This window comes from Gordonia crocea (genome assembly GCF_009932435.1).
Taxonomy (GTDB): domain Bacteria; phylum Actinomycetota; class Actinomycetes; order Mycobacteriales; family Mycobacteriaceae; genus Gordonia; species Gordonia crocea.
The window spans coordinates 108,473-132,330 of record NZ_BJOU01000011.1 but is presented as its reverse complement, the minus strand read 5'-3'; the positions used below and the strand labels follow the sequence as shown (position 1 = coordinate 132,330).

At 69.1% G+C, this 23,858-nt stretch carries 20 protein-coding genes; 12 read left to right on the top strand and 8 right to left on the bottom strand.

The features are described from left to right. The 6 genes from nbrcactino_RS14855 to nbrcactino_RS14830 all read left to right on the top strand — a co-directional run. Positions 1-2,959 (top strand): ATP-dependent helicase (locus tag nbrcactino_RS14855; protein WP_161928287.1); only part of this gene is annotated, 2,959 nt, incomplete at its 5' end. A 22-nt stretch (positions 2,960-2,981) separates the two neighbouring features. Continuing rightward, positions 2,982-4,073 (top strand): potassium channel family protein, encoded by a 1,092-nt coding sequence (locus tag nbrcactino_RS14850; RefSeq protein WP_161928298.1) that lies wholly within the window; start codon positions 2,982-2,984, stop codon positions 4,071-4,073. Positions 4,074-4,076: 3 nt separating this feature from the next. Further along, a complete protein-coding gene (nudC, locus tag nbrcactino_RS14845) occupies positions 4,077-4,994 on the top strand; it encodes an NAD(+) diphosphatase (protein ID WP_161928286.1) in 918 nt (305 codons plus the stop codon). Between the two features lie 137 nt (positions 4,995-5,131). After that, positions 5,132-5,383 (top strand): mycoredoxin, encoded by a 252-nt coding sequence (locus tag nbrcactino_RS14840; protein WP_161928285.1) that lies wholly within the window; start codon positions 5,132-5,134, stop codon positions 5,381-5,383. Between the two features lie 214 nt (positions 5,384-5,597). Next, positions 5,598-7,694 (top strand): ATP-dependent DNA helicase UvrD2, encoded by a 2,097-nt coding sequence (locus nbrcactino_RS14835; protein ID WP_371864587.1) that lies wholly within the window; start codon positions 5,598-5,600, stop codon positions 7,692-7,694. A gap of 414 nt (positions 7,695-8,108) precedes the next feature. Further along, positions 8,109-8,396 carry a WhiB family transcriptional regulator gene (locus nbrcactino_RS14830; RefSeq protein WP_161928283.1) on the top strand — a complete coding sequence of 96 codons (288 nt, stop codon included), beginning with the start codon at positions 8,109-8,111 and terminating at the stop codon, positions 8,394-8,396. Between the two features lie 61 nt (positions 8,397-8,457). Here nbrcactino_RS14830 and nbrcactino_RS14825 read toward each other — a convergent pair whose 3' ends face one another. From nbrcactino_RS14825 to nbrcactino_RS14815, 3 genes are all read right to left on the bottom strand, one after another. Beyond that, a complete protein-coding gene (locus nbrcactino_RS14825; RefSeq protein WP_161928282.1) occupies positions 8,458-9,771 on the bottom strand; it encodes an ABC1 kinase family protein in 1,314 nt (437 codons plus the stop codon). Then, positions 9,768-10,682 (bottom strand): hypothetical protein, encoded by a 915-nt coding sequence (locus tag nbrcactino_RS14820; RefSeq protein WP_161928281.1) that lies wholly within the window; start codon positions 10,680-10,682, stop codon positions 9,768-9,770. Before nbrcactino_RS14820 ends, nbrcactino_RS14825 begins: the two co-directional genes overlap by 4 nt. 93 nt (positions 10,683-10,775) lie before the next feature. Then, a complete protein-coding gene (locus nbrcactino_RS14815) occupies positions 10,776-12,251 on the bottom strand; it encodes a zinc-dependent metalloprotease (RefSeq protein WP_161928280.1) in 1,476 nt (491 codons plus the stop codon). Here nbrcactino_RS14815 and nbrcactino_RS14810 point away from each other — a divergent pair. After that, positions 12,250-13,392 (top strand): YlbL family protein, encoded by a 1,143-nt coding sequence (locus tag nbrcactino_RS14810; RefSeq protein ID WP_161928279.1) that lies wholly within the window; start codon positions 12,250-12,252, stop codon positions 13,390-13,392. The two genes, nbrcactino_RS14815 and nbrcactino_RS14810, sit on opposite strands and share 2 nt — an antisense overlap. Before the next feature lie 22 nt (positions 13,393-13,414). On the opposite strand, the gene nbrcactino_RS14805 is transcribed toward nbrcactino_RS14810, so the two are convergent. Then, complete coding sequence (locus tag nbrcactino_RS14805; protein ID WP_161928278.1) at positions 13,415-14,359, bottom strand: SGNH/GDSL hydrolase family protein; 945 nt, start codon at positions 14,357-14,359, stop codon at positions 13,415-13,417. 30 nt (positions 14,360-14,389) lie between these two features. After that, the gene (locus nbrcactino_RS14800; protein WP_161928277.1) at positions 14,390-14,995 is read right to left on the bottom strand and encodes a PPA1309 family protein; all 606 of its coding nucleotides are present in this window, start codon (positions 14,993-14,995) and stop codon (positions 14,390-14,392) included. Positions 14,996-15,121: 126 nt separating this feature from the next. Here nbrcactino_RS14800 and nbrcactino_RS14795 point away from each other — a divergent pair, with 126 nt between their 5' ends. Further along, entirely contained in the window at positions 15,122-18,115 is a 2,994-nt protein-coding gene (locus nbrcactino_RS14795; RefSeq protein ID WP_161928276.1) for a UPF0182 family protein, read from the top strand. Between the two features lie 7 nt (positions 18,116-18,122). Here nbrcactino_RS14795 and nbrcactino_RS14790 read toward each other — a convergent pair whose 3' ends face one another. Continuing rightward, entirely contained in the window at positions 18,123-18,413 is a 291-nt protein-coding gene (locus tag nbrcactino_RS14790) for a hypothetical protein (RefSeq protein ID WP_228460938.1), read from the bottom strand. 191 nt (positions 18,414-18,604) lie between these two features. Between nbrcactino_RS14790 and nbrcactino_RS14785 the strand changes: the two genes are divergently transcribed. Next, positions 18,605-19,855, top strand: a complete 1,251-nt coding sequence (locus nbrcactino_RS14785) for an MCE family protein (protein WP_161928274.1) — start codon at positions 18,605-18,607, stop codon at positions 19,853-19,855. Here the strand turns inward: nbrcactino_RS14785 and nbrcactino_RS14780 are convergent. Both nbrcactino_RS14780 and nbrcactino_RS14775 read right to left on the bottom strand, forming a co-directional pair. After that, positions 19,832-21,343 carry a PH domain-containing protein gene (locus nbrcactino_RS14780; protein WP_161928273.1) on the bottom strand — a complete coding sequence of 504 codons (1,512 nt, stop codon included), beginning with the start codon at positions 21,341-21,343 and terminating at the stop codon, positions 19,832-19,834. The two genes, nbrcactino_RS14785 and nbrcactino_RS14780, sit on opposite strands and share 24 nt — an antisense overlap. Further along, entirely contained in the window at positions 21,330-21,830 is a 501-nt protein-coding gene (locus nbrcactino_RS14775; RefSeq protein WP_161928272.1) for a PH domain-containing protein, read from the bottom strand. Before nbrcactino_RS14775 ends, nbrcactino_RS14780 begins: the two co-directional genes overlap by 14 nt. Before the next feature lie 148 nt (positions 21,831-21,978). On the opposite strand from nbrcactino_RS14775, the gene ppk2 reads away from it, so the two are divergent. The 3 genes from ppk2 to nbrcactino_RS14760 are packed head-to-tail and all read left to right on the top strand — an operon-like array spanning position 21,979 to position 23,847. Further along, the gene (gene ppk2, locus nbrcactino_RS14770; RefSeq protein WP_371864589.1) at positions 21,979-22,899 is read left to right on the top strand and encodes a polyphosphate kinase 2; all 921 of its coding nucleotides are present in this window, start codon (positions 21,979-21,981) and stop codon (positions 22,897-22,899) included. Beyond that, positions 22,896-23,675, top strand: a complete 780-nt coding sequence (locus tag nbrcactino_RS14765; protein ID WP_161928270.1) for a crotonase/enoyl-CoA hydratase family protein — start codon at positions 22,896-22,898, stop codon at positions 23,673-23,675. Before ppk2 ends, nbrcactino_RS14765 begins: the two co-directional genes overlap by 4 nt. A gap of 28 nt (positions 23,676-23,703) precedes the next feature. Beyond that, positions 23,704-23,847 carry a hypothetical protein gene (locus nbrcactino_RS14760; RefSeq protein ID WP_371864586.1) on the top strand — a complete coding sequence of 48 codons (144 nt, stop codon included), beginning with the start codon at positions 23,704-23,706 and terminating at the stop codon, positions 23,845-23,847. Positions 23,848-23,858: the final 11 nt, after the last annotated feature.

Sequence of the window (23,858 nt, the reverse complement as noted above, 5' to 3'; positions counted from 1 at the left end):
GCTGCTGCCGGTGGAACCGACGTCGACGCTGCTCAGCGAAACCGAGCTGTGGCAGCTCGCCTTCTCGGTCGTCGCAAACCACCCGGGGGACCTGGCGACCAACAAGGTGCCGTCCGGGGTGACTGAGGCGGTGTTGAAGCTGTACTCCGACTCCGCCGAGCACCTCGTCGACCCGGATTCGCTGGCGAGCGCCGGACAGCGGCTCTACGACCTCGTCGACACCCTGCCCAAAGGGCTGCGCCAGCGTGACGAGCCGTCACGCAAGCTGCGCGACGTGCAGGCGGTCATCGACGAGCGCCGCGCGTTGCTCCCTCTGGTGGCGGAACTGTCGCGGCGGATGCGCGAGCAGGGCGCACTGGACTTCGGGTCGCAGATGTCGTTGGCGGCGCGCCTGGTCACCCGGCACCCGGAGGTCGTCGCCGCTGAGCGGGCGTCGGTGCGCGCCGTCCTCCTCGACGAGTACCAGGACACCGGCCACTCCCAGCGGATCCTGTTGCGGGCGTTGTTCGGCAGCGGCGGCGGACCCGTCGCGGTGACCGCCGTCGGGGACCCGATCCAATCGATCTACGGCTGGCGCGGGGCGTCGGCGGCCAACCTGCCGCGGTTCGCCACCGATTTCCCGCGGCCCGACGGCACGCCGGCGCAGCGGCTCGAACTACTCACGAGCTGGCGCAACGCGGCACATGCGTTGACATTGGCCAACTCCGCCTCCGACGAGTTGCGCCGCCGCGGGGTGCCCGTGTCGATTCTGCGGCCACGGCCCGATGCCCCGCTGGGCACCGTGGCCATGGCACTGACCGAGACCGTCCTGGACGAGCGGACCTGGATTGCCGAGAGGATCGCGGAGCTGTACCGGACCGCGGCCGAGGCCGGCACTGCGCCGCCGACCACCGCGATCCTGGTGCGCCGCAACGAGGATTCGGCGCCGTTGGCCGCCGAGTTGGAGGCGCTGGGCATCCCCGCCGAGGTTGTGGGTATCGGCGGGCTGCTGCACGTGCCCGAGGTCGAGGACGTGGTCGCGACGCTGCGGCTCATGGCCGACCCGATGGCCGGCAGTGCCGCGATGCGGCTGCTCACCGGTGCGCGCTGGCAACTGGGTGCCGTCGACATCGCCGCACTGTGGCGCCGCGCCCGGGAGTTGGCGGCGGGGAGCCGGGTCGCGCAAATGCCGCTGGACACCCCCGAACAGCTGGCCCAGGCACTGGCGGCAACGGTCCCCGACGAACTGGTCGACGACGCCGGGATCGCCGACGCACTCGTCGACCCCGGCGACCCGGCCCGCTACAGCACTGAGGGTTATACGCGCATCCGTCGCCTCGGTGGGCAGCTCGAACAGCTGCGCCGGCGCATCGGACAGCCCCTCCCGGAGCTGGTCGCCGACGTCGAGCAGACGATCGGAGTGGCGGTGGAGGCGCAGATCCGCGCCCGGCGAATGCGGGGCGCGACCACCGGCCGCGAACACCTCGACGCCTTCGCCGGCTATGTCGCGGCCTACGCCGACAAGCCGGGCGCGACGCTGCCCGGCCTCCTGGCCTTCCTCGACACCGCGGAGACCATCGAGAAAGGCCTGGAACCCGGTCGGGTCGAGGTGGCCGAGCAGCGGGTGCAGATCCTGACCGTCCACGCCGCCAAGGGGCTGGAGTGGGACGTCGTCGCCATCCCGCACGTGTGCGGCGGGATCTTCCCCAGCGGGCGATCGGAAGGGACGTGGCTCGGCAGTGCGCGCGAGTTGCCCGCCGAGTTGCGCGGTGATCTCGCCGACCCGGACCGGGGCGGTGGGTCCGGCGAGGGGTTCCCGCGGTTGTCCCTCGACGCCGCCGGGGACCGCAAGGAACTCGAGTCGGCGCTCGAGGACCACAAGGCGGCCATTGCCCAACGCCGCCTCGAAGAGGACCGTCGGCTGCTCTACGTCGCACTGACGCGCGCCAAGGCGTCGCTGTTCATCTCGGCGCACCACTGGTCGATGGGGTCGTCGAAACCGCGCGGAATCTCCGAGTTCTATACCGAGCTGCTCGACGTCGTATCGAGCACCATGGCCGATCCCGGCGTCGACTCCACCGGGATGTCGGTCGACATCGCCGCGCCGGAACCCGATCCGTCGGCGGAGAACCCCTTGGCCGCCCACGTCATCAGTGCCCAGTGGCCGGCCGACCACCTCGGTGAGCGGCGCCCGCGCGAGACCGCCGCCGCGGCGCTGGTCCTCGACCGGTTGACCGCCCGGGCGCAGCCGTCGCTGTTCGACGGGGTCGGCGAGGCCGCCGAACCGGTTTCCGTCGACGACGATGTCGACCGTTGGCGCGCCGAGGTCGACGTCCTGCTCGCGGAGCACGCCGCGGCCAACCAGGCCGGCGTCGACGTCGCGCTGCCCGCTCACCTGTCGGTCAGCCAGCTCGTCGACCTCGATACCGACGAGGCCACCTTCGCCCAACGGCTGCGGCGGCCGGTCCCGTTCAAACCGAACGCGCTGGCCCGCCGCGGCACCGCGTTTCACGCGTGGGTGGAACGGCGGTTCGGCGCCTCCAGCCTGCTCGACATCGACGAGCTGCCCGGTGCGGCGGACGAGACCGCGGTTCCCGACGAGGATCTCGCCGAGCTGATCACCCGGTTCGAGGCGTCCCGGTGGGCCAATCGCACGCCCGTCGAAGTCGAGGTGCCGTTCGAGACGGTGATCGGGTCCACGGTGATCCGCGGACGCATCGATGCGGTCTTCGCCGAACGCGGCGACGACGGGCAGCAGCGGTGGATCGTCGTCGACTGGAAGACCGGCGCGGTGCCCGAACCGGCGAAGCGCGCGTCCCTCAACATCCAGTTGGCCGCGTACCGGATCGCATGGGCGAAACTCGTCGGCGCGCACGTCGATCAGGTCCGCGCAGCCTTCCACTATGTGCGGCCGGACTTCACGCTCGAGCCCGACGACTTGCCCGATGCGACCTCGCTGGCCGCACTGCTCGCGCGATAGCGGTGCTAGATTCCCACACGTGATGTTCGCGAAGGGCCGGGTGAAGGCCCGCCTGCGGCGCCGGACCCGCGGCGCCCTGTCGACCGAGCCGGAATACGCGCTCGTCAACATCGTGCGCATCCCCGATGCGCAGATGAGTCCGGCGCGCGCGATCGGGCGGCGCGTGCTGTTCGCGCTGCTGGCGCTGTTGTTCACCTCGCTGGTGGTCTTCATCGACCGTGAGGGATACCGCGATGCCACCGGCAACCCGCTGTCGTACCTCGACTCGCTCTACTACTCGGCGGTGACCCTGTCGACCACGGGATACGGCGACGTCACGCCGGTCTCGCCGGGCGCGCGACTGGTCAACATCATCGTCATCACCCCATTGCGCGTCCTGTTCCTGATCGTCTTGATCGGTACCACCCTGGAAGTGCTGACCGAGCGGTCGCGCCAGGCGCTGAGAATCCAACGCTGGAGGGCTACGTTGCGCAACCACACAGTTGTCGTCGGGTTCGGCACGAAGGGCCAGACCGCCGTCGACGCGATGATCGGCGACGGGGTCAAGCCGTCGGAGATCGTCGTCGTCGACCCGTCACAGGCCGCACTCGACGCCGCCGAGGCACACGGCCTGGTCACGGTGCGCGGCGATGCCACCAAGTCCGACGTGTTGCGGCTCGCCGGTGCGGCCCACGCCGCGAGCATCATCATCGCGACGAGCCGTGACGACACGGCGGTCCTCACCGCGCTGTCGGCGCGCGAGATGAACAAGACCGCCACCATCGTCGCGTCGATCCGCGATTCGGAGAACACGCACGTCATGAAACAGTCCGGCGCGAACTCGGTCGTCGTGACGTCGGAGACCGCGGGCCGACTCTTGGGGATCGCGACCCAGTCGCCCAGCGTCGTGGAGGTTTTCGAGGACCTCCTCACCCCGGACGAGGGATATGCCATCGCCGAGCGGCCGGTCGACCCGACCGAAGTCGGCGGATCCCCGGCGCACACCGTCGACATCGTCCTGGGATTGGTGCGCGACGGGAAGCTCTACCGCATTGGCGAACCGGGGGTCGAGGCGATCGAGCTCGGCGACCGCCTGCTCTACGTCCGCCGCGGTCCCGCCGACAAGGACCGCTGACCAATGGCATTCGAGATGCCGCAGCCACCGCTGTTCTCCCGCTCCACCGTCGACCGGGGCGGCGAGTTCCGCGGTAACCGCGGGGCCGCGGTGCAGGGCTGGGACAGTGCCCGGGTGTTGCTGATCGATCGTCGGGGCCGGTTCGGCGTCGGCGAGAGCGGTGGCCTGCGCTGGGTGTCGGGGCCGACGGTCGCGCCGTCGCCGCCCGAGGACCTCGTGTTGCTCGGCGTCGAGGGCGAGGTGTTCTTGTGGGCGCGCCGCGTCGACGACGTGGCCGAGCCGCTCGGCGACGCGCGATCGGCCGGCCACCACCTCGGCGGCGACGATGCCGGGTTGCTGGTGACCGCGCTGGGGATGCTCAACTGGCACGACCATGCGGAGTTCTCGCCAACGACCGGGTCGCCGACCTCGGTGGAGAAGAGCGGATGGGTCCGGCGTGATCGGTCATGCGGCCGGGAGGAGTTCCCGCGCACCGATCCGGCGATCATCACCGTCGTCCACGACGGCGCCGACCGGATTCTCCTCGGACGGCAGGCGATGTGGCCCGAGCGCTGGTATTCGACGCTGGCGGGATTCGTCGAGCCGGGGGAGTCGTTGGAGCAGTGCGTGGTGCGCGAGGTTCGCGAGGAGGTCGGCATCACCGTCACCGAGCCGCGCTATCTCGGCAGTCAGCCGTGGCCGTTCCCGCGGTCGCTAATGGTCGGGTTCGCCGCGATCGGCGACCCCGACGAGCCGCTGCAGTTCCTCGACGGCGAGATCGCCGATGCCGTCTGGTTCACCCGCGAGCAGGTGCGCGACGCGCTCGCGGCGGGGGAGTGGGCGGCGCCCGACGACGATGATGCCGCGTCGGTACCGCTGCGCCTGCCCGGCTCGGTCTCGATCGCCCGCGCGATGGTCGAGACCTGGGCCGCCGCCTCCTAACCGCCGACTGGGCCCTCTTTCTCGTCGAGTGGGCCCTCGATTTCGTCGACTGGGCCCTCGATCTCGTCGACTGGGCCCTCGATCGTGCCAACTGGACGGCGGGAACAACTGGCTGCCCATGTGGTGTTATCAATGGCATGAGTACCGATGCTCCAGCCCTGACGATGTACACGACGACCTGGTGTGGTTACTGCAACCGACTCAAGACCGGCCTGAAGAGTCTTGGGGTCACGTGGGACGAGGTGAATATCGAGGAGGATCCGGCTGCGGCCGACTTCGTCGGCGGCGTCAATAACGGAAACCACGTCGTTCCGACGGTGAAATATGCCGACGGATCTACCGCGACCAATCCGTCGATCGCCGATGTGCGCGCGAAACTGGGCCTCTGATTAGGGCCCAGTCGACGGGATCGAGGGCCCAGTCGGCGGGAAGTAGGGCCCAGTCAGCGGGATAGAGGGCCCAGTCAGCGGGATAGAGGGCCCAGTCGACGAGGATGAGGGCCCACTCGGCGGGAAAGAGGGCCCAGTCGGCGGAGATGAGGGCCCACTCGACGACGGGGAGGGGCGTCGGGAACTGTCGGACCGGGGTGGGATAGTGGACGCCGTGGGGGACCATCTCGACGACCTCGACCCGGAACAGCTCGCCGCGGTGACAGCACCGCGCGGGCCGGTCTGCGTGCTCGCGGGAGCGGGAACCGGCAAGACCCGGACGATCACCCGGCGCATCGCCCACCTCGTCGACCAGGGGCAGGTCAATCCCGACCAAGTCCTTGCCGTCACCTTTACCGCCCGTGCGGCCGGCGAGATGCGGTCGCGGCTGCGAGCGCTCGGCATCGGCAGCGCCGGGTCATCGGCCGGGGTCCAGGCGCAGACGTTCCATGCCGCAGCCTTGCGACAACTGCGCTACTTCTGGCCGCGCGCCGTGGGCAACACGCGGTGGGAACTCATGGATTCCAAGCTGCCCCTCGTGGGCCGGGCGGCCCGCCGGGCACGGCTGGACACCTCGACCGAGTCGCTGCGCGACCTGGCTTCGGAGATCGAATGGGCCAAGGCGAGCCTGATCGGTCCGAGCGGCTATGCGCAGGCCGCCGCGCGCGCCGGGCGAGACCTCCCGGCACCCGCCGACGATGTCGCCAAGGTCTTCGCCGGCTATGAGGCGGCCAAGATCTCCGAGGACGGCGACCGCCTCTTCGACTTCGACGACCTGCTGATCTTCACCACCCAGATCCTGCTCGACGACGCCGGGATCGCTGACGAGTTCCGGTCGCGGTACCGGTGCTTCGTCGTCGACGAGTATCAGGACGTCACCCCGGTACAGCAGGGCCTGCTCAAAGCGTGGCTCGGCGACCGTGACGACCTGACCGTCGTCGGCGATGCGAACCAGACCATCTACACCTTCGCCGGGGCGCGGGCGGAGTACCTGCTCAACTTCTCCCGCGAGTATCCCGACGCCCAGGTCGTCCGCCTGGTGCGCGACTACCGGTCCACGCCCGAGGTGGTCGACCTGGCCAACCGGGTGATCGGCGCCGCCCGCGGACGGGCGGCCGGCACGCGCCTCGAACTCGTCGGGCAACGCCCCTCCGGACCACGGCCGCGTTTCGCCGAGTACCCCGACGAACCGGCCGAGGCGGCCGCCGCCGTCGCCGAGATCGCCGCGCTGATCGCTGACGGCGTGCCCGCCTCGGAGATCGCGGTGCTCTACCGCGTCAACGCCCAATCACAGGTGTATGAGCAGGCATTGACCGAGGCCCAGATTCCGTACCAGGTGCGCGGCGGCGACGCCTTTTTCGCGCGGACCGAGATCCGCCAGGCGCTGCGCGAAGTCTCTGCGGCCGCCCGGGCCGACGATCCGCCGTCGGGACCGGACCTCGTCGAGTCGCTGCGCGCCCTGCTCTTCCCGCTCGGGCTCACCCCCGACGAGCCGTCCGGCGCCGAGGCCCGGTCGCGGTGGGCGTCGCTCACCGCCCTGATCGAGCTCGCCGAAGAACTGCTCGGCCACAACCCGGAACTCGGCATGCGCGAGCTGGCCACCGAGTTGGTCTCGCGATCGCAGGCCGGACACCCCCCGACGATGCGCGGCGTCACGTTGTCCTCCTTGCACGCCGCGAAGGGGCTGGAGTGGGATGCGGTGTTCCTCGTCGGCCTGACCGACGGGGCGGTGCCGATCTCCCACGCCATCGATGCCTCCCCCGACGCGGTGGAGGAGGAGCGCCGACTGTTCTACGTCGGCGTGACCCGCGCCCGTGAACACCTGCGGCTCTCGTGGGCGCTGTCGCGCAACGAGGGCGGCCGTCGGGGCCGGCGCAAATCGCGCTTCCTGAACGGGCTGCTGCCGACCTGCGAGCGCTGCTCGTCGACGCTCATCGGCGCGCGCGCCCTGCGCACCGGGATCTGCGACTCGTGTTCGGGCGACCGGCGCCCCGCCACTGGCACGACGACGCGACGGTCGACGACGACGATGCCGCTGGCGCCGGCCGACGCCGAGCTCTTCGACGCCTTGCGCGAGTGGCGCTCGGCGGAAGCGAATCGCCAGGAGAAGCCGGCCTACACGGTGTTCGCCGACAAGACCTTGCGCGAAATCGCCACCGACCGCCCCGCCGACCTGGGTCAATTGCAGCGGGTGAGCGGCATCGGCCCGGCCAAGTTGGAGCGGTACGGCGACGCGGTGGTGGCGATCGTGGCGAAGGCCGCTGACGGCTGACACCGCCAGAGAAGCGGCAAAAGCCCAGGTAGAAAATAGGTTGTGCCGTCGTTGATCGACCCGTAGCCTGGATCAGGTCATAGCAACGGGGAACGGCTCCGTTGTGCGCACGGACGAATCGGAAGGAGTGCGGACAGTGAACTCAACTCATGAGCTCGCCGGCCATGCCGTCGCTGTCGCGCGCCCGTGGGGCCATGCTGCCCTGCACCCTGCCGTCCTCGTCGACGCAGCGCACAAGGCGATCGCCTACCAGGCGGTAGCAGCACGAGCTCTCTGGCGATTCCCCGTACCGGATCATCCGATGTGACATAACCCTCCTCGGACCCCTGGGCCACGGTGAATCGCGAAACGCGACAACCGTGGCCTTTTTCGTTGTCACACCCGATCTGACCAACCCAAACCGTGGAGAATCCCATGACCTGCCTTACCGACTGGATCGACGGCCCGTCGCCGACCAGGGGCCTCGACTCTCTCGGCCTGCCGTGCCGGGAGTCCGACGCGGACCTGTGGTTCGCCGAGTCGCCCACCGACCTGGAGGCCGCGAAGGTCCTCTGCCAGGGCTGCCCGCTTCAGCGGGAGTGCCTGGAGACCGCGATCGAGCGTGCCGAGCCCTGGGGAGTCTGGGGCGGCGAGATCTTCGAGCGCGGCCGCATCGTGGCCCGCAAGCGCCCACGCGGCCGACCGAAGAAGGTCGTCAGCTAAGAATCCGGCCCGACAAGCAGATGCTCGTCGGGCCGGATTCTTGTGTTCGGGCAGGAGGCGATCAGTCGACGCCGGGCACCCACTCCGACATGATCGAACGGTAGGGCGCGTGGGCCTCGAGCTGCGCGGCGATACCGACGCAACCGAGCAGGACGCGGAAGACCATGACGAAGTTCTTCGGCACGTTGAGGTTGCGCGACGTCTTGTACACGTCGCCCCGCAGGTCGGTGGCGTTTCCGGCGGCACGCTGCAACCACTTGCGGGTGAAGTGGAACTCGTCGGTGTAGAGCGGGTCGACGAACGGCTTCAGGTAGGCCTCGAGGTCCTCGGCCGTCACCTTCGACGCATGGCTGGGTTGGATGAAATTGGTCGCCACGAGCAGATCGCGCAGTTGGTCGTAGTCCCGGTCGCGGGCCAGCCGCAGGATCGGGCCGGTCTCGGCCGGCAGGCCGTCGGGGTAGCGGCCGATGGCGCCGAAGTCGAGCACGCCGAACCGGCCGTCGTCGGCGATGAAGAAGTTGCCCGGGTGCGGGTCACCGTGCAGCAGGCCGACGCGATACGGCGAGGAGAGCTCGAACTCGGCCATGCGCGCCGCGGCCTGGTTGCGCTGCTCTTGGCTGCCCTCGGTGATCAGCCGCGACAGCGGGATCCCGTTGACCCATTCGGAGATGACGACCTTCGGCGCGCTCGCCACGACCTTGGGGACGAGGAAGTTGGGGTCCCCGTCGAAGGCCTTCGCGAAGGCGCGCTGGTTCTCGGCTTCGCCCAGGTAGTCCAGCTCATCGTCGGTCCGGTCGATCAACTCGTCGACCATGGCTTTGACGTCGGTGCCGGGGGAGAGCTTCTGGATCAGCCCCGACATGCGCCCGAGGGTCTTGAGGTCGGCGCGCAGCGCATGGTCGGCACCGGGGTACTGGACCTTCACCGCGACGTCGCGGCCGTCCGACCACACGGCACGGTGCACCTGGCCGATGCTCGCCGCGGCGGCGGGCTCGTCATTGAACTCGCGGAACCGTTCGCGCCACTTGGTGCCGAGCTGCTGGTCCAAGACCGCGTGCACCTTCGCCGCGGGCAGCGGCGGGGCCTCGGCCTGCAGCTTCGTCAGCGCGTCGCGGAACGGTTCGCCGAATTCCTCGGGGATGGCCGCCTCCATGATGGACAGCGCCTGTCCGACCTTCATCGCGCCGCCCTTGAGCTCGCCGAGAACGGCGAACAACTGCTCGGCGGTCTTCTCCATCAACTCCTGGTTGACTTCGTCTTTGCTCTTGCCGGCGATGCGCTTGCCCAAACCTCCGACAGCACGCCCGGCGACTCCGATCGGCAGTGCCGCCAACTTGGCGTTGCGACGACTGGCCCCCCGTGTGATTTCGCTCATGTGGCCAGGATAGTCGACGGACGGGGGTACGACCCCATGCGCCAATGAGATCCGCAATGGCAGTTCGGATGCGCCGGCCAGGGTTTGTGGCGCAGTCGCAGCGGTCGCGGGTGGATCTCGATGGTCCGGTCCACCAGATCCGGTGCCGGGCCGGCGTCGCCGACGCTGGCGAGTTGGGCCAGACCTGCGGCGATCTGCTCGATCTGCTCGAGCACCACCCCGACGGTGAGCCGGGTGATGGCGGTGCCGGCCGTACCGGCGCGGTTGACCAGTTGGGCCGAGACCAGCGGCCATTGCGGGTCCATCGTCGCCCGGTGGTGATCGGCGCAGCGCAGGCAGCTCGACCGCCCGGGCAGGACCAGCGGCCCGACGACGCCGACACCGTCGCGCAGCACCACCGGCAGATGGGGCACCCGGTGGTGCATGAGGTCGGCGACGACGAGGGGGTCGTGCAGGGCGAAGTCGGAGAGGACGACGAGGGTGGGGCGGTCGGGTCCGGACCGCCAGGGTCGCGCGCGCCGGGTGCTGCTGCGCGCGATCGTGTGGCCGGTGCCGTCGAGCGCCGATTCGAGGCCGTCGCGCAGTGGCCCGGCCCCGTGTAGGCACACCCGCAAGGTGGTGGCCGGCGGGTCGGCGGCCGCATCGACGGCGCGGCGGCGCGCGGCGATCTCGTCGAATTCGCCACGGTCGAGTCCGATCTCGGCCAGGCGGGCGGGGAGCTGCCGGGAGTCGGGCGGTTCGTCGAGCAGCTCGACGACGGCACGTGCCGCGACGTGGGCCGGGAGGTCGACGAGCAGGCTGTGCTCGGGGTCGCAGCCGATCTGCAGTTGGTGGTCCCCGCGCACCAGTATCGGCGCCGCCGTGTTCCCCGGCGCCGGACGCCCCACCAAGGCCGATCCCCCGATCGTCATGGGACCAGTGTGGCGCGCCGACCGAACGCAGAGCGGCTCCGAAACCTGGTTATCCACAGGCCCTGATGGGGGTTGGCCTGCGACGATCCACTCTTAAGAGGATTGGTTGGTATCCCCGCCGCCGGTGTCCTTGCCCTCAGGGTCGGGGCGGTCCGCTTCGCCGGCCCGTTCCTCGTCGGCGAGCACCTGCTTGAGCGCCTCAAGCGGATCCCCGTCGTCGCCGGCGACGAACCGGTCGATGAACGCGGCCGGGGCGTCGAGGTCCTCCCCGTCGGGCAACAGGTCGGGGTGGTCCCAGATCCGGTCGCGGGTCGTCACGTCGCTGGCCTCGAGGAGCCGGTCCCACAGGGCGGTCGCCTCCCGCACGCGGCGCGGACGCAGCTCGAGCCCGACGAGGGTGGCGAAGGTTTGCTCGGCCGGTCCGCCCGAGGCGCGACGGCGGCGCACCGTCTCGGTGAGTGCGGCGGTGGCCGGGATCCGGTCACCGAGGGCACGGGTCACGACGTGTTCGACCCAGCCCTCGACGAGGGCGAGCAGCGTCTCCAGCCGATCCAGGGCGGCGCGCTGCTCCGGCGTGGTGGTCGGCTCGAAGGACGCGGCCGAGCCGAGGAGCTCTTCGATGCGTCCCGGGTTGGCCATCAGTTCCTCGGGGTCGATGCCCTCGCCGAAGGAGTCGGACAGGCCCGACAGGTCGACGGTGATCCCCGAGGCGTACTGCTCCACCGACGAGAGCAGGCGCTGGCGCAACCACGTGACGTGGGTGAACAGCCGGACGTGGGCGGCCTCGCGGGCGGCCAGGTAGACGATGATCTCCTGTGCGGGCAGGTCGAGTCCGTCGGCGAAGGCGGCGATCGCCTGGGGCAGCAGCACCGCGGTGCCGGCCGGGGCGAGTGGGAGCCCGATATCGGTTCCGGTGAGTACCTCGGTCGCGAGCTTGCCGAGGCCCTGCCCGAGTTGGGAGCCGAAGACCGACCCGGACAGCTGGCCCATCATCCCCATCAGCGGGCCGGCCATCGCCGCGGCCTCCGCGGGCAATCCCTGTGACCAGGCCTGCGACAGCTGACGGGCCAACGGGTCGCACAGCGTGGCCCAGGTGGGCAGCGACTCTTCGAGCCACTGCACCGGCGTCCACGCGACCGCCGTCGTGACGCCGCTGGGCAGCGCGCTGGCGTCGTCGAGCCAGGTCTCGGCGAGGTGGACGGCGTCGGCGACGGCCCGGGTCTCCGTGTCCAACACGGGGGTGAAGTCGCCGATCTCCTGGCGCGCGATCTGCTTGGCCAGCTCGTAGTTCACCGGTCCGCCCGACGACGACGTGCCGCCGCCGGCCCCCATCGCGCTGAACATCGTGCCCAGTTGGGAGAACAGTTGGCCGATCATCTCCGGGTTCAGGTTCGACGGGTCGAAGTCGGCACCCATCGCGCCGAGCTGGGAGGGGTCGAATCCGAAGGCGAAGGGGTTGGGGTCGCCGGAACCGCCGGGCTGGTCGCCGCCCTTGCCGGTCCCGCGGCTCTTGTCGTCGTCGTCGCGGTCCGGGTCGTTGCCGGAGAAGCCGAACGGGAGATCACTCATGGTTCCACCGTACCGACCGATTACCCTGGCGCAGGTGAATGCTTCCGTCGACTACCGCCGAATCCTCACCCTGGCGGTGACCGTGCTGCTCCTCGGGGGACTGGTGTACCTCGGCAACTTCGTCCAGGTGCCCTATGTGGCGATGGGGCCCGGGTTGACGGTGAACACGCTGGGGACGGTGCAGATCGAGGACGGGAAGTCGCCCGACGGGAAGCCGAGGGAGCGCACGGTGCCCGTGGTGGAGATCGCCGGGGTGCCCACCGACAAGACCGACGGGCATCTCAACCTGACCACCGTCTCGGTCACCGACGGCCTGTCGCTGTTCGACGCGATCAGCCGGTGGGCCTCGCGGAGCTACTCGCTGGCCCCGCGCGAGACGCAGTACCCGCCGGGGAAGACCAACGACCAGGTCCGCGAGCAGAACAAGGCGCAGATGTCGGGGTCGGAACTCACGGCCCAGGCGGCGGCCCTGCGCCAGCTCAACCGGCCCACCAAGCTCGTCCTCGCCGTCGTCGGCAAGGACGGGCCGGCCGCGGGGGTGCTGCGCGACAACGACGAGGTGCGCACGGTCGGCGGGACCCCGGTCGCCACCGTCGAGCAGATGCAGTCAGCGGTACGCGGACACAAGCCGGGGGAGCGGGTCGACCTCGACATCGTGCGCAACGGTGTGCCGCAGCGCGTGTCGGTCACGCTGGGCAAGGTGGAGGGCACCGACGCCGAGGGGACGCCCACGACGATCACCTACCTCGGGGTGACGCCGGTGGTCGTCAACGCCGATCCTGCGATGAAGATCACCATGAACGTCGGCAACATCGGCGGTCCCTCGGCGGGCCTCATGCTGTCGCTGGCGCTCGTCGACAAGCTCAGTCCGGGCAGTCTGACCGGCGGCAAGTTCATCGCCGGTACCGGCACGATCAGCGACGAGGGGAAGGTCGGCCCGATTGGCGGCATCCTGCACAAGATGGATGGCGCCCGCGGTCAGGGGGCGACGGTGTTCCTGGTGCCGGCGGACAACTGCGCCGAGGCGCTGACCGACGTGCCCGACGGCTTGACCCTGGTCAAGGTGGACACGCTGCCCGGCGCCATCGACTCGCTCAACGCGGTCGTCGCCGGCCGGCCGGCCCCGACCTGCACCAAGTAGACCCGCGCCGAGTCGGGGCGCCTCAGCGTCGGATCGAGGCGGCGATGCGGTTGGCGAGGACCGCCCGGCCCACGGTGTTCAAGTGGAAGGCCATGTTCCCGGCCGGTGCGTGGCGGCCGTAGAACCACGGACGGCCGGAGCAGGCGTCGTGGCCGGGATCGGCGATGTCGATGAACTTGCCGCCGACCGCCTCGGTGGCCTTGCGCAGCCGGTCGTTGGCCTTCGCGAATACTTCGCGGAACCACTTGGCGTCGCCGTTGCGCAGTTGCACCTGGTGACAGCCGTGGGAGCCGATGAATCCGCCGAGCCCGACGGTGAAGATCTGGGCTTGCGGGGCGCGGGCCCGAATCGCGCGCATCGTCGTCGTCGACTGAATGGTGAGGCGGTGGAGTCCGCGCGCCAGCCGCGCCTGTTGGCTCGGGTTGCGCCGGCAGTTGGGGTGCTGGCGGAAGTTGCACTTCTTGAGCATCTCCGCCCAGCCGAGGTCGTTGCCGCCGGTGCTGACGGTGATCACCTGGGTGGTGGGCGGCACCTGGCCCAGTTGCGGGGCGATGGTGAACGAGGCCGAACCGGATCCGACTGATCCCGCGTTCATCCCCATCACCTGCGGATAGTGGCGCAGGTGGGCGCTTTCGGCACCGATGCAGGAAATGTCGGTGAACTGGCGCGGCCGGATCCGGTCGCGGACCATCGACGGGTAGTTGTCCCCCGAACGGCGGCACGGGTTGAGCTGGTAGTCGACGGTGAGCGTCGCCGATCCGCCGGCGGCGCGGGAATCGCCCATCGCGACATACGTTCCGTGGGTGTAGGGCGCCCCGGTGGGCAGGTGTGGCTTGGCCGGTGCCGGTGCCGGCGCCGGGGCGGCGGGGGTCGGCGGCTCGGCGAAGGCCGTCGCATCGGCGGCGACGAGGACCGCGGCGAGCGCCACGGGGGCGACGAATCGGGCTGCTACCTGGCGAGATCTCACCCGTATAGGTCTAGCAGAGGTCGCGGGGCGTTAGAAATCCTCGCCGGCGTCGAGTGTTGCGGCGAGCGCTTCGAGCAGGCCCGGTGCCAGGTCGGGGTGGGAGCGCAGATCCAGGCGCCCGCCCAGCGCGTCGGCATCGGAGTCGTCGTCGCGCAGGTGGAGCAGGGCCAGCCGCGGACCGTCTCGCAACGCCCCGACGAGGAGCCGGGCGCGCTGCCGTTCGGGATGCCGGTGCGCGGTCTCGCGGGCGGCGGCGTCGGCGGCCTCGGGATCGGCCAGCAACGGCTCGAAGGCCTCGTCGAGGTCGTCGGATGCCTGCGGGGGCAGCACGATGATCTCCTGGACCAGGGCACACCCGGCCACCGCCGACGGCCACGAGGTCGTCGCAAGCAGGTGCTCGAGCTCTTGGGCCTGGGTTTGCGGGTCGTCGGAGAGCTCCAACTGTTCCTGGGCGATGGGGGAGAGTTCGGAGTCGTCGTATTCGTCGACGAGGCCCGGATCGGTCTGCGCGAGAACCGCGGTGGAGACGAGTGCGAACAGCATCGGCGGTTGTTCCCAACCGCCGTCATCGACGAATTCGGCCACTTCGCGCAGCGCGCGGCCCAGGGCGTCCTGGGACAAACTGGCATCGGTCACCCCCTCATTGTTGCCCACCGGGAACTGTTCGGCATCGTCGGTCGTAGATAGAGTGATGGTGGAAATCGGACATGTGCCGCGGACCGCGGCGATGTGGTGTGACCTTTCAACGGAGAAGAGCGATTCGTGACTAGCCCAACCCTGCCGACGCTGACGCGCCGCGGAAAGATCCTGATCGGTGTCGGCGTCGGCATTCTCGCGCTGCTGCTTGTCGGTCCGCGCCTGGTCGGCGTCACGACCGACTGGTTGTGGTTCAGCGATTTGGGTTACCGGTCGACCTACACGACGATCTTCTGGACGCGCGTCGCGATCTTCGTCGTCGTCGCCCTGGTGGTGGCGGCGCTGATCGCCACGGCGGTGTTTGCGGCCTACCGCAGTCGGCCGATCGTGGTGAGTTCGTTGGGGGCCGCCGACCCGCTGGCCAACTACCGGGCCGCGGTGTCGTTGCGGCCGAAGCTGTTCGCCCTGATCCCCGCGGTCGCGTTCGGTTTGATCGCCGGCCTGCTCGCCCAGGCGTCCTGGTCGACGGTGCAGATGTTCCTGCACGGTGAGGACTTCGGCGTCAAGGACCCGCAGTTCGGCAAGGACATCGGCTTCTACGCCTTCGACCTCGGCTTTTACCGGATGGTGCTGTCGATCCTCACGATGACGGTGATCATCGCGTTCATCGCCAACCTGGCCACGCACTACGTGTTCGGCGGGGTCCGCCTGGGCGGCAACGGGGTCCGCGGCGGGTTGACCTCGGCCGCGCGCATCCAGCTCGCGATCATCGCGGGCTCGTTCCTGATCCTCAAAGCCTTCGGCTATTGGCTGGACCGCTACACGTTGCTGTCCAGCGACCGCCGCGCCGAGATCTTCTCCGGGGCCGGCTACACCGACATCAACGCGGTGCTGCCCTCCAAGCTCATCCTGCTGGCGATCGCGGTCATCTGCGCGGTGGCCTTCTTCGCCGGCGCGGTCCTGCGGGATCTGCGCATCCCGGCACTGGCCACGGCGTTGATGCTGCTGTCGTCGCTGCTGATCGGCGTCGGTTGGCCCGCGGTCATGGAGCAGTTCTCGGTGAAGCCGAACGCCCAGCAGAAGGAAGCCGAGTACATCTCCCGCAACATCGCGGCGACCCGGCACGCGTACGGCATCGACAAGGCATCGGTCACCTACGAGCCCAACTGGACCTCGGTTCCGCCGGACCCGGCAGCGGTCAACTCCGACGAGGCGACGCTGTCCAACATCCGGCTGCTCGACCCGAACGTGGTCGAGCCGGCCTTCGCCCAGCGCAACCGGTTGCGCAACTTCTACGGGTTCCCGTCGCAGCTGGCCATCGACCGGTACACGGTGAACGGGCAGTCGCGCGACTTCATCGTCGCCGCGCGTGAACTCGACCCGTCCCGCCTGGCCGACAACCAGCGCGACTGGATCAACAAGCACACCGTGTTCACCCACGGCAACGGCTTCATCGCCGCGCAGGCCAACACCGTCGACTCGGCGGCGTCGACCGCCGACAGTGACAGCGGTGGCCTGCCGGTGTTCCTCGTCAGCGACCTCGACACGATCGGCACCCCCGCCTACCGGGCCACCGCGCCGATCAAGGTGAAGCAGCCCCGTATCTACTTCGGCGAGTTGATCGCCAAGCAGCGCCCGGATTACGCCATCGTCGGCTCGTCCAGCGGCCCCAAGGAGTACGACGAGGAGGGCAAGACCTACACCTACACCGGCGGGTCCGGGGTGTCCCTGGGCAACTGGTTCAGCCGGTTGCTCTATTCGGTGAAATACGCCGAGCGCAACATCCTGCTGTCGTCGGTGATCAACGAGAACTCGAAGATCCTGTACAACCGGGACCCCCGCGACCGCGTCAAGAGCGTCGCGCCGTGGTTGACGGTGGATTCCAAGACCTATCCGGCGGTGATGGCCGACGGGTCGATCAAGTGGATCGTCGACGGGTACACCACCCTGGACCGCTACCCATACGCCCAGCCGACGTCGCTGCAGAATGCGACGACCGATGTCCGGAGCCTGACGGCCGGCCAGACCGCCCGGGTGCAGGCCGACCGCGAGGTCTCCTACGTTCGCAACTCGGTGAAGGCGACGGTGGACGCGTACACCGGCAAGGTCGAGCTGTTCCAGGTCGACGGTGCTGATCCGGTGCTCAAGACGTGGATGAAGGTCTTCCCGGGCACGGTGAAGCCGCTGGCCGAGTTCGAGAAGCGCACGGATCTGCGCAACCACGTGCGGTACCCGGAGGACCTGTTCAAGATTCAGCGCGCGTTGCTGGCGAAGTACCACGTCGACGACCCGACGGAGTTCTTCCGCGGCAGCGACTTCTGGTCGATTCCGGCTGATCCGACGGCCGACCAGACGACGTCGACGCCGCAGACCCCGGCCAACCCCACCCCGGCCGATCTGCGCCGCCAGGCCGCGGCACCGCAGCCGGAGGTTCAGGCGCCCTACTACTTCACCGCGGCGGCGCCCGGTGATGAGCGACAGTCGCAGTTCCAGCTCACGACGGTGCTCACCGTTTTGCGCAACCCTTACCTGGCCGCCTATGTGACGGCGTCGTCGGATCCCGGCTCATACGGCAAGCTGACGGTGAAGATGCTCCCGGTGAACAAGCAGTACATCGGCCCGCGTCAGGCACAGGACAAGATGAAGAATGCGACGGCCAACGAGCGCAAGCTGTTGGAGGGAACTGTCGACACCACCTTCGGCAACCTGCTCACCCTGCCGGTCGGGCGCAACGGCGTGCTCTACGTCGAGCCGCTCTACACCCAGTCGAAGAACGCGGATTCGGCGGTGCCCAAGCTGTACCGGGTGATGGTGTCCTACAACGACAAGGTGGCCTTTGCGCCGACGCTTGCGGGGGCGCTGCGCCAGGTCGGCATCGACCCGGCGGCGGTGACGCCGCCGGAGCACGGTGCCCCCGGGGCGCCGGCGGAGAACCGACCGCAACCCGCGGCCGACCAGCCGCCGGCACCGTCCGCGGCGCGCGATGCCGCCGTGGCGGAGTTGAACTCGGCACTGCAGCAGTTGCGAACCGCCCAGCAGTCCGGGGACTTCAAGGCCTACGGCGAGGCGTTGGACCGTCTGAAGCGGGCCGTCGACAAGTACGAGTCACTGCCGAAGTAGCGCCGGATCAGGCGTGGCGGTACTCGTCGAGGTAGCGCCCCGTCTCGGTCTCGGTGTTCTCCGGCTGGAGTGGACCGTGGGCGGAGTGCGTGGTCACCATCCGGAAGGCGGTGATCGCGCCGAGGAACAGGACGACGGCGGCGATGCCGAATATCAGTGCCGCCGCGTGTCCGCTCGCCAACAGGACGAGCCAAGTCCCCGCGCACCCGATGCCGGCAAGCATCAGGCAGAAGGCGGCGACGCTCAAGGGGTGGTTGCCGTGGCTTTCGTGGTGGTGCACCACATGGGTGGTGGTCATGACGACCTCCTTTGTCATACCTAGCTGGCACCCCGATAGTACCCACATGTGACGTGGCGCACATAGGGCCGAGGATGTGTGCTGTCCGCCGAAACTGGCCGCGGGCGCAAGCCGGGTCGTAAAGTCAGCTCGACCGGGGAGGTCCCGATCACACGTCGTCGACGTGGCGGAGGAAGAAGGCAGTCGGACCGATGCCACCGCTCACCAGGGCCGAACTCGTCAAGCTCATCGCGACGGTCGTGATCGGCGTGATCGCGCTGGTCGTCGGAAGTTTGCGCGTCGTGCACGTCGACCGCCACTTCGGCGCGGGCGTCTACAACGTCACCGCGCACCTGCCGGCTTCCGGGGGCATCTTCACCAACGCCGAGGTCACCTACCAGGGCATTCCGGTTGGCCGGGTGTCGAAGCTGCAGCTGACCCGCGACGGCGTCGACGCGGTCATGCAGCTCGAGACATCGCGGCCGCGGGTCCCCGATTCGGCGGTGGCGGTGGTCGCCAACCGTTCCGCGATCGGCGAGCAGTACATCGACCTGCGCCCCACGTCGGCGGCGGGGCCCTACCTGCGTGACGGATCGACGATCGACAAGGTGTCCATCCCGGTTCCGCTCGAGGACGTGGTGAACACGGCGTTGGATTTCGCCGAGTCGGTTCCGGTGGATGATCTGCGCACGATCGTGGAGGAGTTGGGCAAGGCGTTCAACGGTCAGGGGGAGAACCTGACGAAGTTGGTGACGTCGTTGAACACGTTGTCCAAGGCGGGTTATGACTCGTTGGGCGACACGATCGAGTTGCTGGCGCATTCGTCGCGGGTGTTGGCGACGCAGGCCGAACAGTCGGATGCGATTTTGGCGTGGTCGAAGAATCTGGATGTGGTGACGGCGACGTTGGCGTCGGCGGATCCGGATGTGCGCCGGTTGTTGACGACGGGGCAGACCTCGGCGACGGCGTTGTCGAATCTGTTGCAGAAGCAGGGTGCCGACATCACCAAGGTGGTCAAGGATCTGGGGTCGGTGGCCAAGACGGCGATCGCGCCGACCGGCTGGTCGACCAACGCCCTGCTGGCGATGGTGTCGCAGTTGTCGGCCAGCTCCCACGGGCCCGCACCCGGTGACGGGCAGATCCACTTCGGTGTGGTGTTGGAGACGAACAACCCGGCGGCGTGTACGCAGGGGTATGAGTCGACGCAGCAGATGATCGCGGCGATCAAGCGCAAGAATCCGACGTTCGACATCAACTATGACGATTTCCCGTTGAACCTGAACGCGCGGTGCACGGTGCCGCAGGGGTCGCCGACGAGCGTGCGCGGTGCGGCACGCGCTACCCTGGCGAATCCGAACATCCCGCAGCCGTGGGACAACAAGCCGAAGAAGGATCCGGACCGTCTGGATCTGAACCCGCTGGCCTGGCAGCTGGCCTGGCTACTGGGCGTGCACCCCCGATAGGTTCGCGGCCCCCGGATCGACCAGGAACGGGCGCACCAAGTCCGGCGACACCGTCGCCATGACCGAGACCGCCCGGGCATCGGGCAGATCCACCATCTCGTAGGCCTGCGAACCGGCCGCGGTCGCCAGCGTGAGCGTGGCGACGCGCAGCCTTCGCTGGAACGGCGACGACGACCACGACCACCCGACGACCCCGCCCCGGCCGACAAGGTAGCGGTGCCGGGCGATCGTCGGCGGGGACACGACGACCGAGGTGTCGGTGACCGCGGAGCCGAGGTGGGCGATGCGCGGCAACGCGGCGAGAAGGGCCGCGGCCGCGAGGACGACGGCGGCCGTGACGGCGAGTTCGGCGGAGGCCCAACCGAACCCGGCCGCGGCGAGCGGGACCGCGGCGACGACGATGGCATTCATCACCGCGCGCGAGATCCGGCGCCGACGGGCGCCGGAACCGTGATCGGCCAAGGGGGCGGAGAGGTCTGCGGCCGAATCGGCGACCTCGGCGGCCACGGCCACCGCGTCGTCGAGCGGAGCGGGCGGCAGCAGCATCGGGTGGCGTGACGACCCGGTTGCTATCGCGAACAGCCGGGCACCGCGCACCGGGCGCATCAGGATCGGTTCGTGCAGGTGGACGCCCCGGACCCGCTTCTCGTCGAGACTTGTCTCGGCCGTGTTGATCAGGCCCCGGGAGACCCGCAGCGTCGCGTCGGGATGGCGGGTCAGCGTGAATCCCCAATTGCCGAGGAGATAGCCGACCACCGACAGGACCGCGGCGAGGACCACGACGCCGACGAAGGCGACCGCGACGACGAGCCCGAGCGGCGCGTCGTCGATCCACCCGAGGAGGGTGTCACCGGTGCGTCGGAGACGGTCGAAGGCCCCGAGTTCGTTCGCGAACTGCGCACCGAAGGCGCCGATGGCGACGGCGACCGCGAGTCCGCCCAGTGAGAACGGCGCATAGCGGAGCCAGTCGGGTCGGAAGCGGGCCAGGACCTGCGGCGGCACCTGGTCGTCGACCGTCGCGCCGGCGTCGGCGGTGGTCCCGGTCGGCATCAGGGAGGAGTGCAGGGCCTGGGCGTAGGGAGCGGCGACGCAGTTTAGTTCCACCTGGTTGCCGTCGCTGCCGGTGCCGATCAGGACCTTCTTCAAGCCCAGCACGCGGTGCGGGGCCGACGCGGTGAGATCGACGCTGCGGATCCGGTCGCGCCGTGCCGTGGCCACCTTCTTGTTCAGCACGCCGGTGCGGAGTCGGACGTGGGTGTCGGTGACTTGGTAGAACGTGGTCGCCCACGGGACAACCGAGACGGCGATCAGCGCCACGACGGTCAGTCCCAACCCGAACACGGGGGCGTTGCTCCCGGCGATCACGATGGCGATCACCATCGGAATCAGTTGGGGCAGTTGCGCCAGGGGGCGCACGGCCATGGTCCAGGGGGACAGGCGGTGCCACTTGTCGGGGTGGTCGGCGCGCGGCGCGTCAGGTCGCGTCACCGGGATACGCCTGGGTCGTGGTGGTCAGGTCGGCGGCGATGCGGCGGGCCGTCTCGGCGTCCAGCCCGACGATGCGGATGGTGCCCGCCGACGATGCCGTCGTCACGGTCAGTGTGGCCAACCGCAGCAACTGCTCGATCGGGCCGGCCTCGGTGTCGACCACCTGGATGCGGGCAATCGGGATGATGACCGCGGTCCGGCGGAACCATCCCGATTGGGTGTAGACCGCCGCCGGGCTGACCTCCCAGCGGTGGAAGCGGTAGCGCCACTCCGGCACGACGACGGTGAAGAACAGGGTGGCGACGAGGGCGGCGACCGCGACGGCAATGGCCGCGGCCCGCGCCTGCGGAACGGCCAGCGCGACGATGGTCGCAATGAGGAAGGCGGGGATTCCGACGACGAGGGGGACGATGCGCCATAGCGTTCTGGCGCGCGGTTCCACCTGGTTGGCCGGTTCGCGCAAGGCGAGGGGTGCGGTGTGAGTCATCCCGCCCAGTATGTCAGCGCTGCGGCGGACGGCCAGGTTGTGCACTCGCCGAGAAGCCCGACCGCCGTCGCTTTAGACTGCTTTCATGGCGACAGAACCGCATGCCGACGGCATCGAGCAGGACTCCTCGATCGAGGACTATTTCCAGATGGCCGAACCCGACCAGATCGACGTCACCCCCGAGATCGACGAGCTCGCCGAGTTGCAGCGCGCGGCGCACCGGCAGCCCGCCGACAACGGACCGGATGCCCCGTGGCGCCAGGGCTACCCGTATGACAAGAAGATGTCGCGACGGACCTATGAGCGGCAGAAACGGCTGCTCCAGATCGAATTGCTGAAGCTGCAGGCCTGGGTCAAGGAGACCGACCAGAAGATTGTCATCGTCTTCGAAGGTCGGGACGCGGCGGGCAAGGGTGGGTCGATCAAGCGGTTCACCGAACACCTCAACCCCCGCGGTGCGCGCGTCGTCGCACTGGAGAAGCCGACCGAGCGCGAGCTGACCCAGTGGTACTTCCAGCGTTACGTGCAGCACCTGCCCGCCGGTGGCGAAATCGTCATGTTCGACCGGTCGTGGTACAACCGCGCCGGGGTGGAACGCGTCATGGGCTACTGCTCACCGCTCCAGTACCTGGAGTTCACCCGCTCGGCGCCGCAGTTCGAGGAGATGCTGGTGAATTCGGGCATCCATCTGATCAAGTTCTGGTTCTCGGTGGGCCGGGCCGAGCAGCACTCCCGGTTCGTCTCCCGCTCCACCGACAAGGTCAAGCAATGGAAGCTCTCGCCGACCGACCTTGCCTCACTGGACAAGTGGGATGACTACACCGCGGCGAAGGAGGCGATGTTCTTCTACACCGACATGCCGCAGGCGCCGTGGACGGTGGTGAAGTCCAACGACAAGAAGCGCGCCCGCCTCGAGGCGATGCGGTGGGTGCTCTCGCAGTTCGACTATCCGAACAAGGACCACCGCGTCGTCGGCAAGCCCGACCCCAAGATCATCGGCTCGCCCAAGGACGTTTACGACGAGGGTGAGACACCCAGCGGGGTGTTCCCGGTGGTGGATCCGTCGTGAGCGATGTCGTCGAGGTGTCCCGGCAGGGACCGGTCACCATCTTCACGCTCAACCGACCCGAGGCGCGCAACGCCGTGAACCGGGCCCTCACCACGCAACTCGGTGCGGCGCTGGCCGAATTCGCCGCGGATCCGGAGCAGCGCGTCGGCGTGCTGACCGGCACGGGGCAGGCGTTTTGTGCGGGTGCCGACCTCAAGGCGCTTGCCTCGGGGGAGGGGATCGACGATCCCGACCATCCCGAGCGGGGATTCGCCGGGATGGTCCAGTTCTTCATCGACAAGCCGCTGATCGCCGCAGTCAACGGCTTCGCGCTGGGCGGCGGCACCGAACTCGTGTTGGTCTGTGATCTGGCGGTCATGGCGCAGAGCGCCACGTTGGGCCTGCCAGAGGTCAAACGGGGTCTGATTGCTGGGGCCGGTGGTCTGCTGCGGTTGCACCGTCAGATTCCGCCGAAGATTGCGGCCGAACTGGTCATGACGGGTCGGCCGATGACGTCGGCGGAGGGCCTGCAGTGGGGGTTGGTGAACCGCGTGGTGCCCGACGACGAGGTGCTCGCGAGCGCGGTCGAGCTAGCCGAGGCGGTCGCCGCAAACGCGCCGTTGGCCGTCCGGGCGAGCAAGCGGTTGATGAAAGACAGTGCCGCAGCGTCGGACTGGGCCGAGGAGCTGTGGCAGCGCAACGCCGAGGAGCTCATCGGGCTGGCCGGCAGCGCCGATTTTATCGAGGGGACCACGGCGTTCGCGCAGAAGCGCAATCCAATCTGGACCGGCCGCTGAGCGTGGTCCGCGGCGTACGCTGAGGCCCATGAAGATTCCCGACTTCGCGGCCAGTACGGGTTGTCGGGCGTTGGGGCCGCAGGTGGTCAAGGCGTATCGCGGGTACGCGGCCTACCAGCACAACACCGACCGGCAGATCCCGCTGTTGATCCTGGAGCGTCGCCCGCGCTGAACGGCCGATTC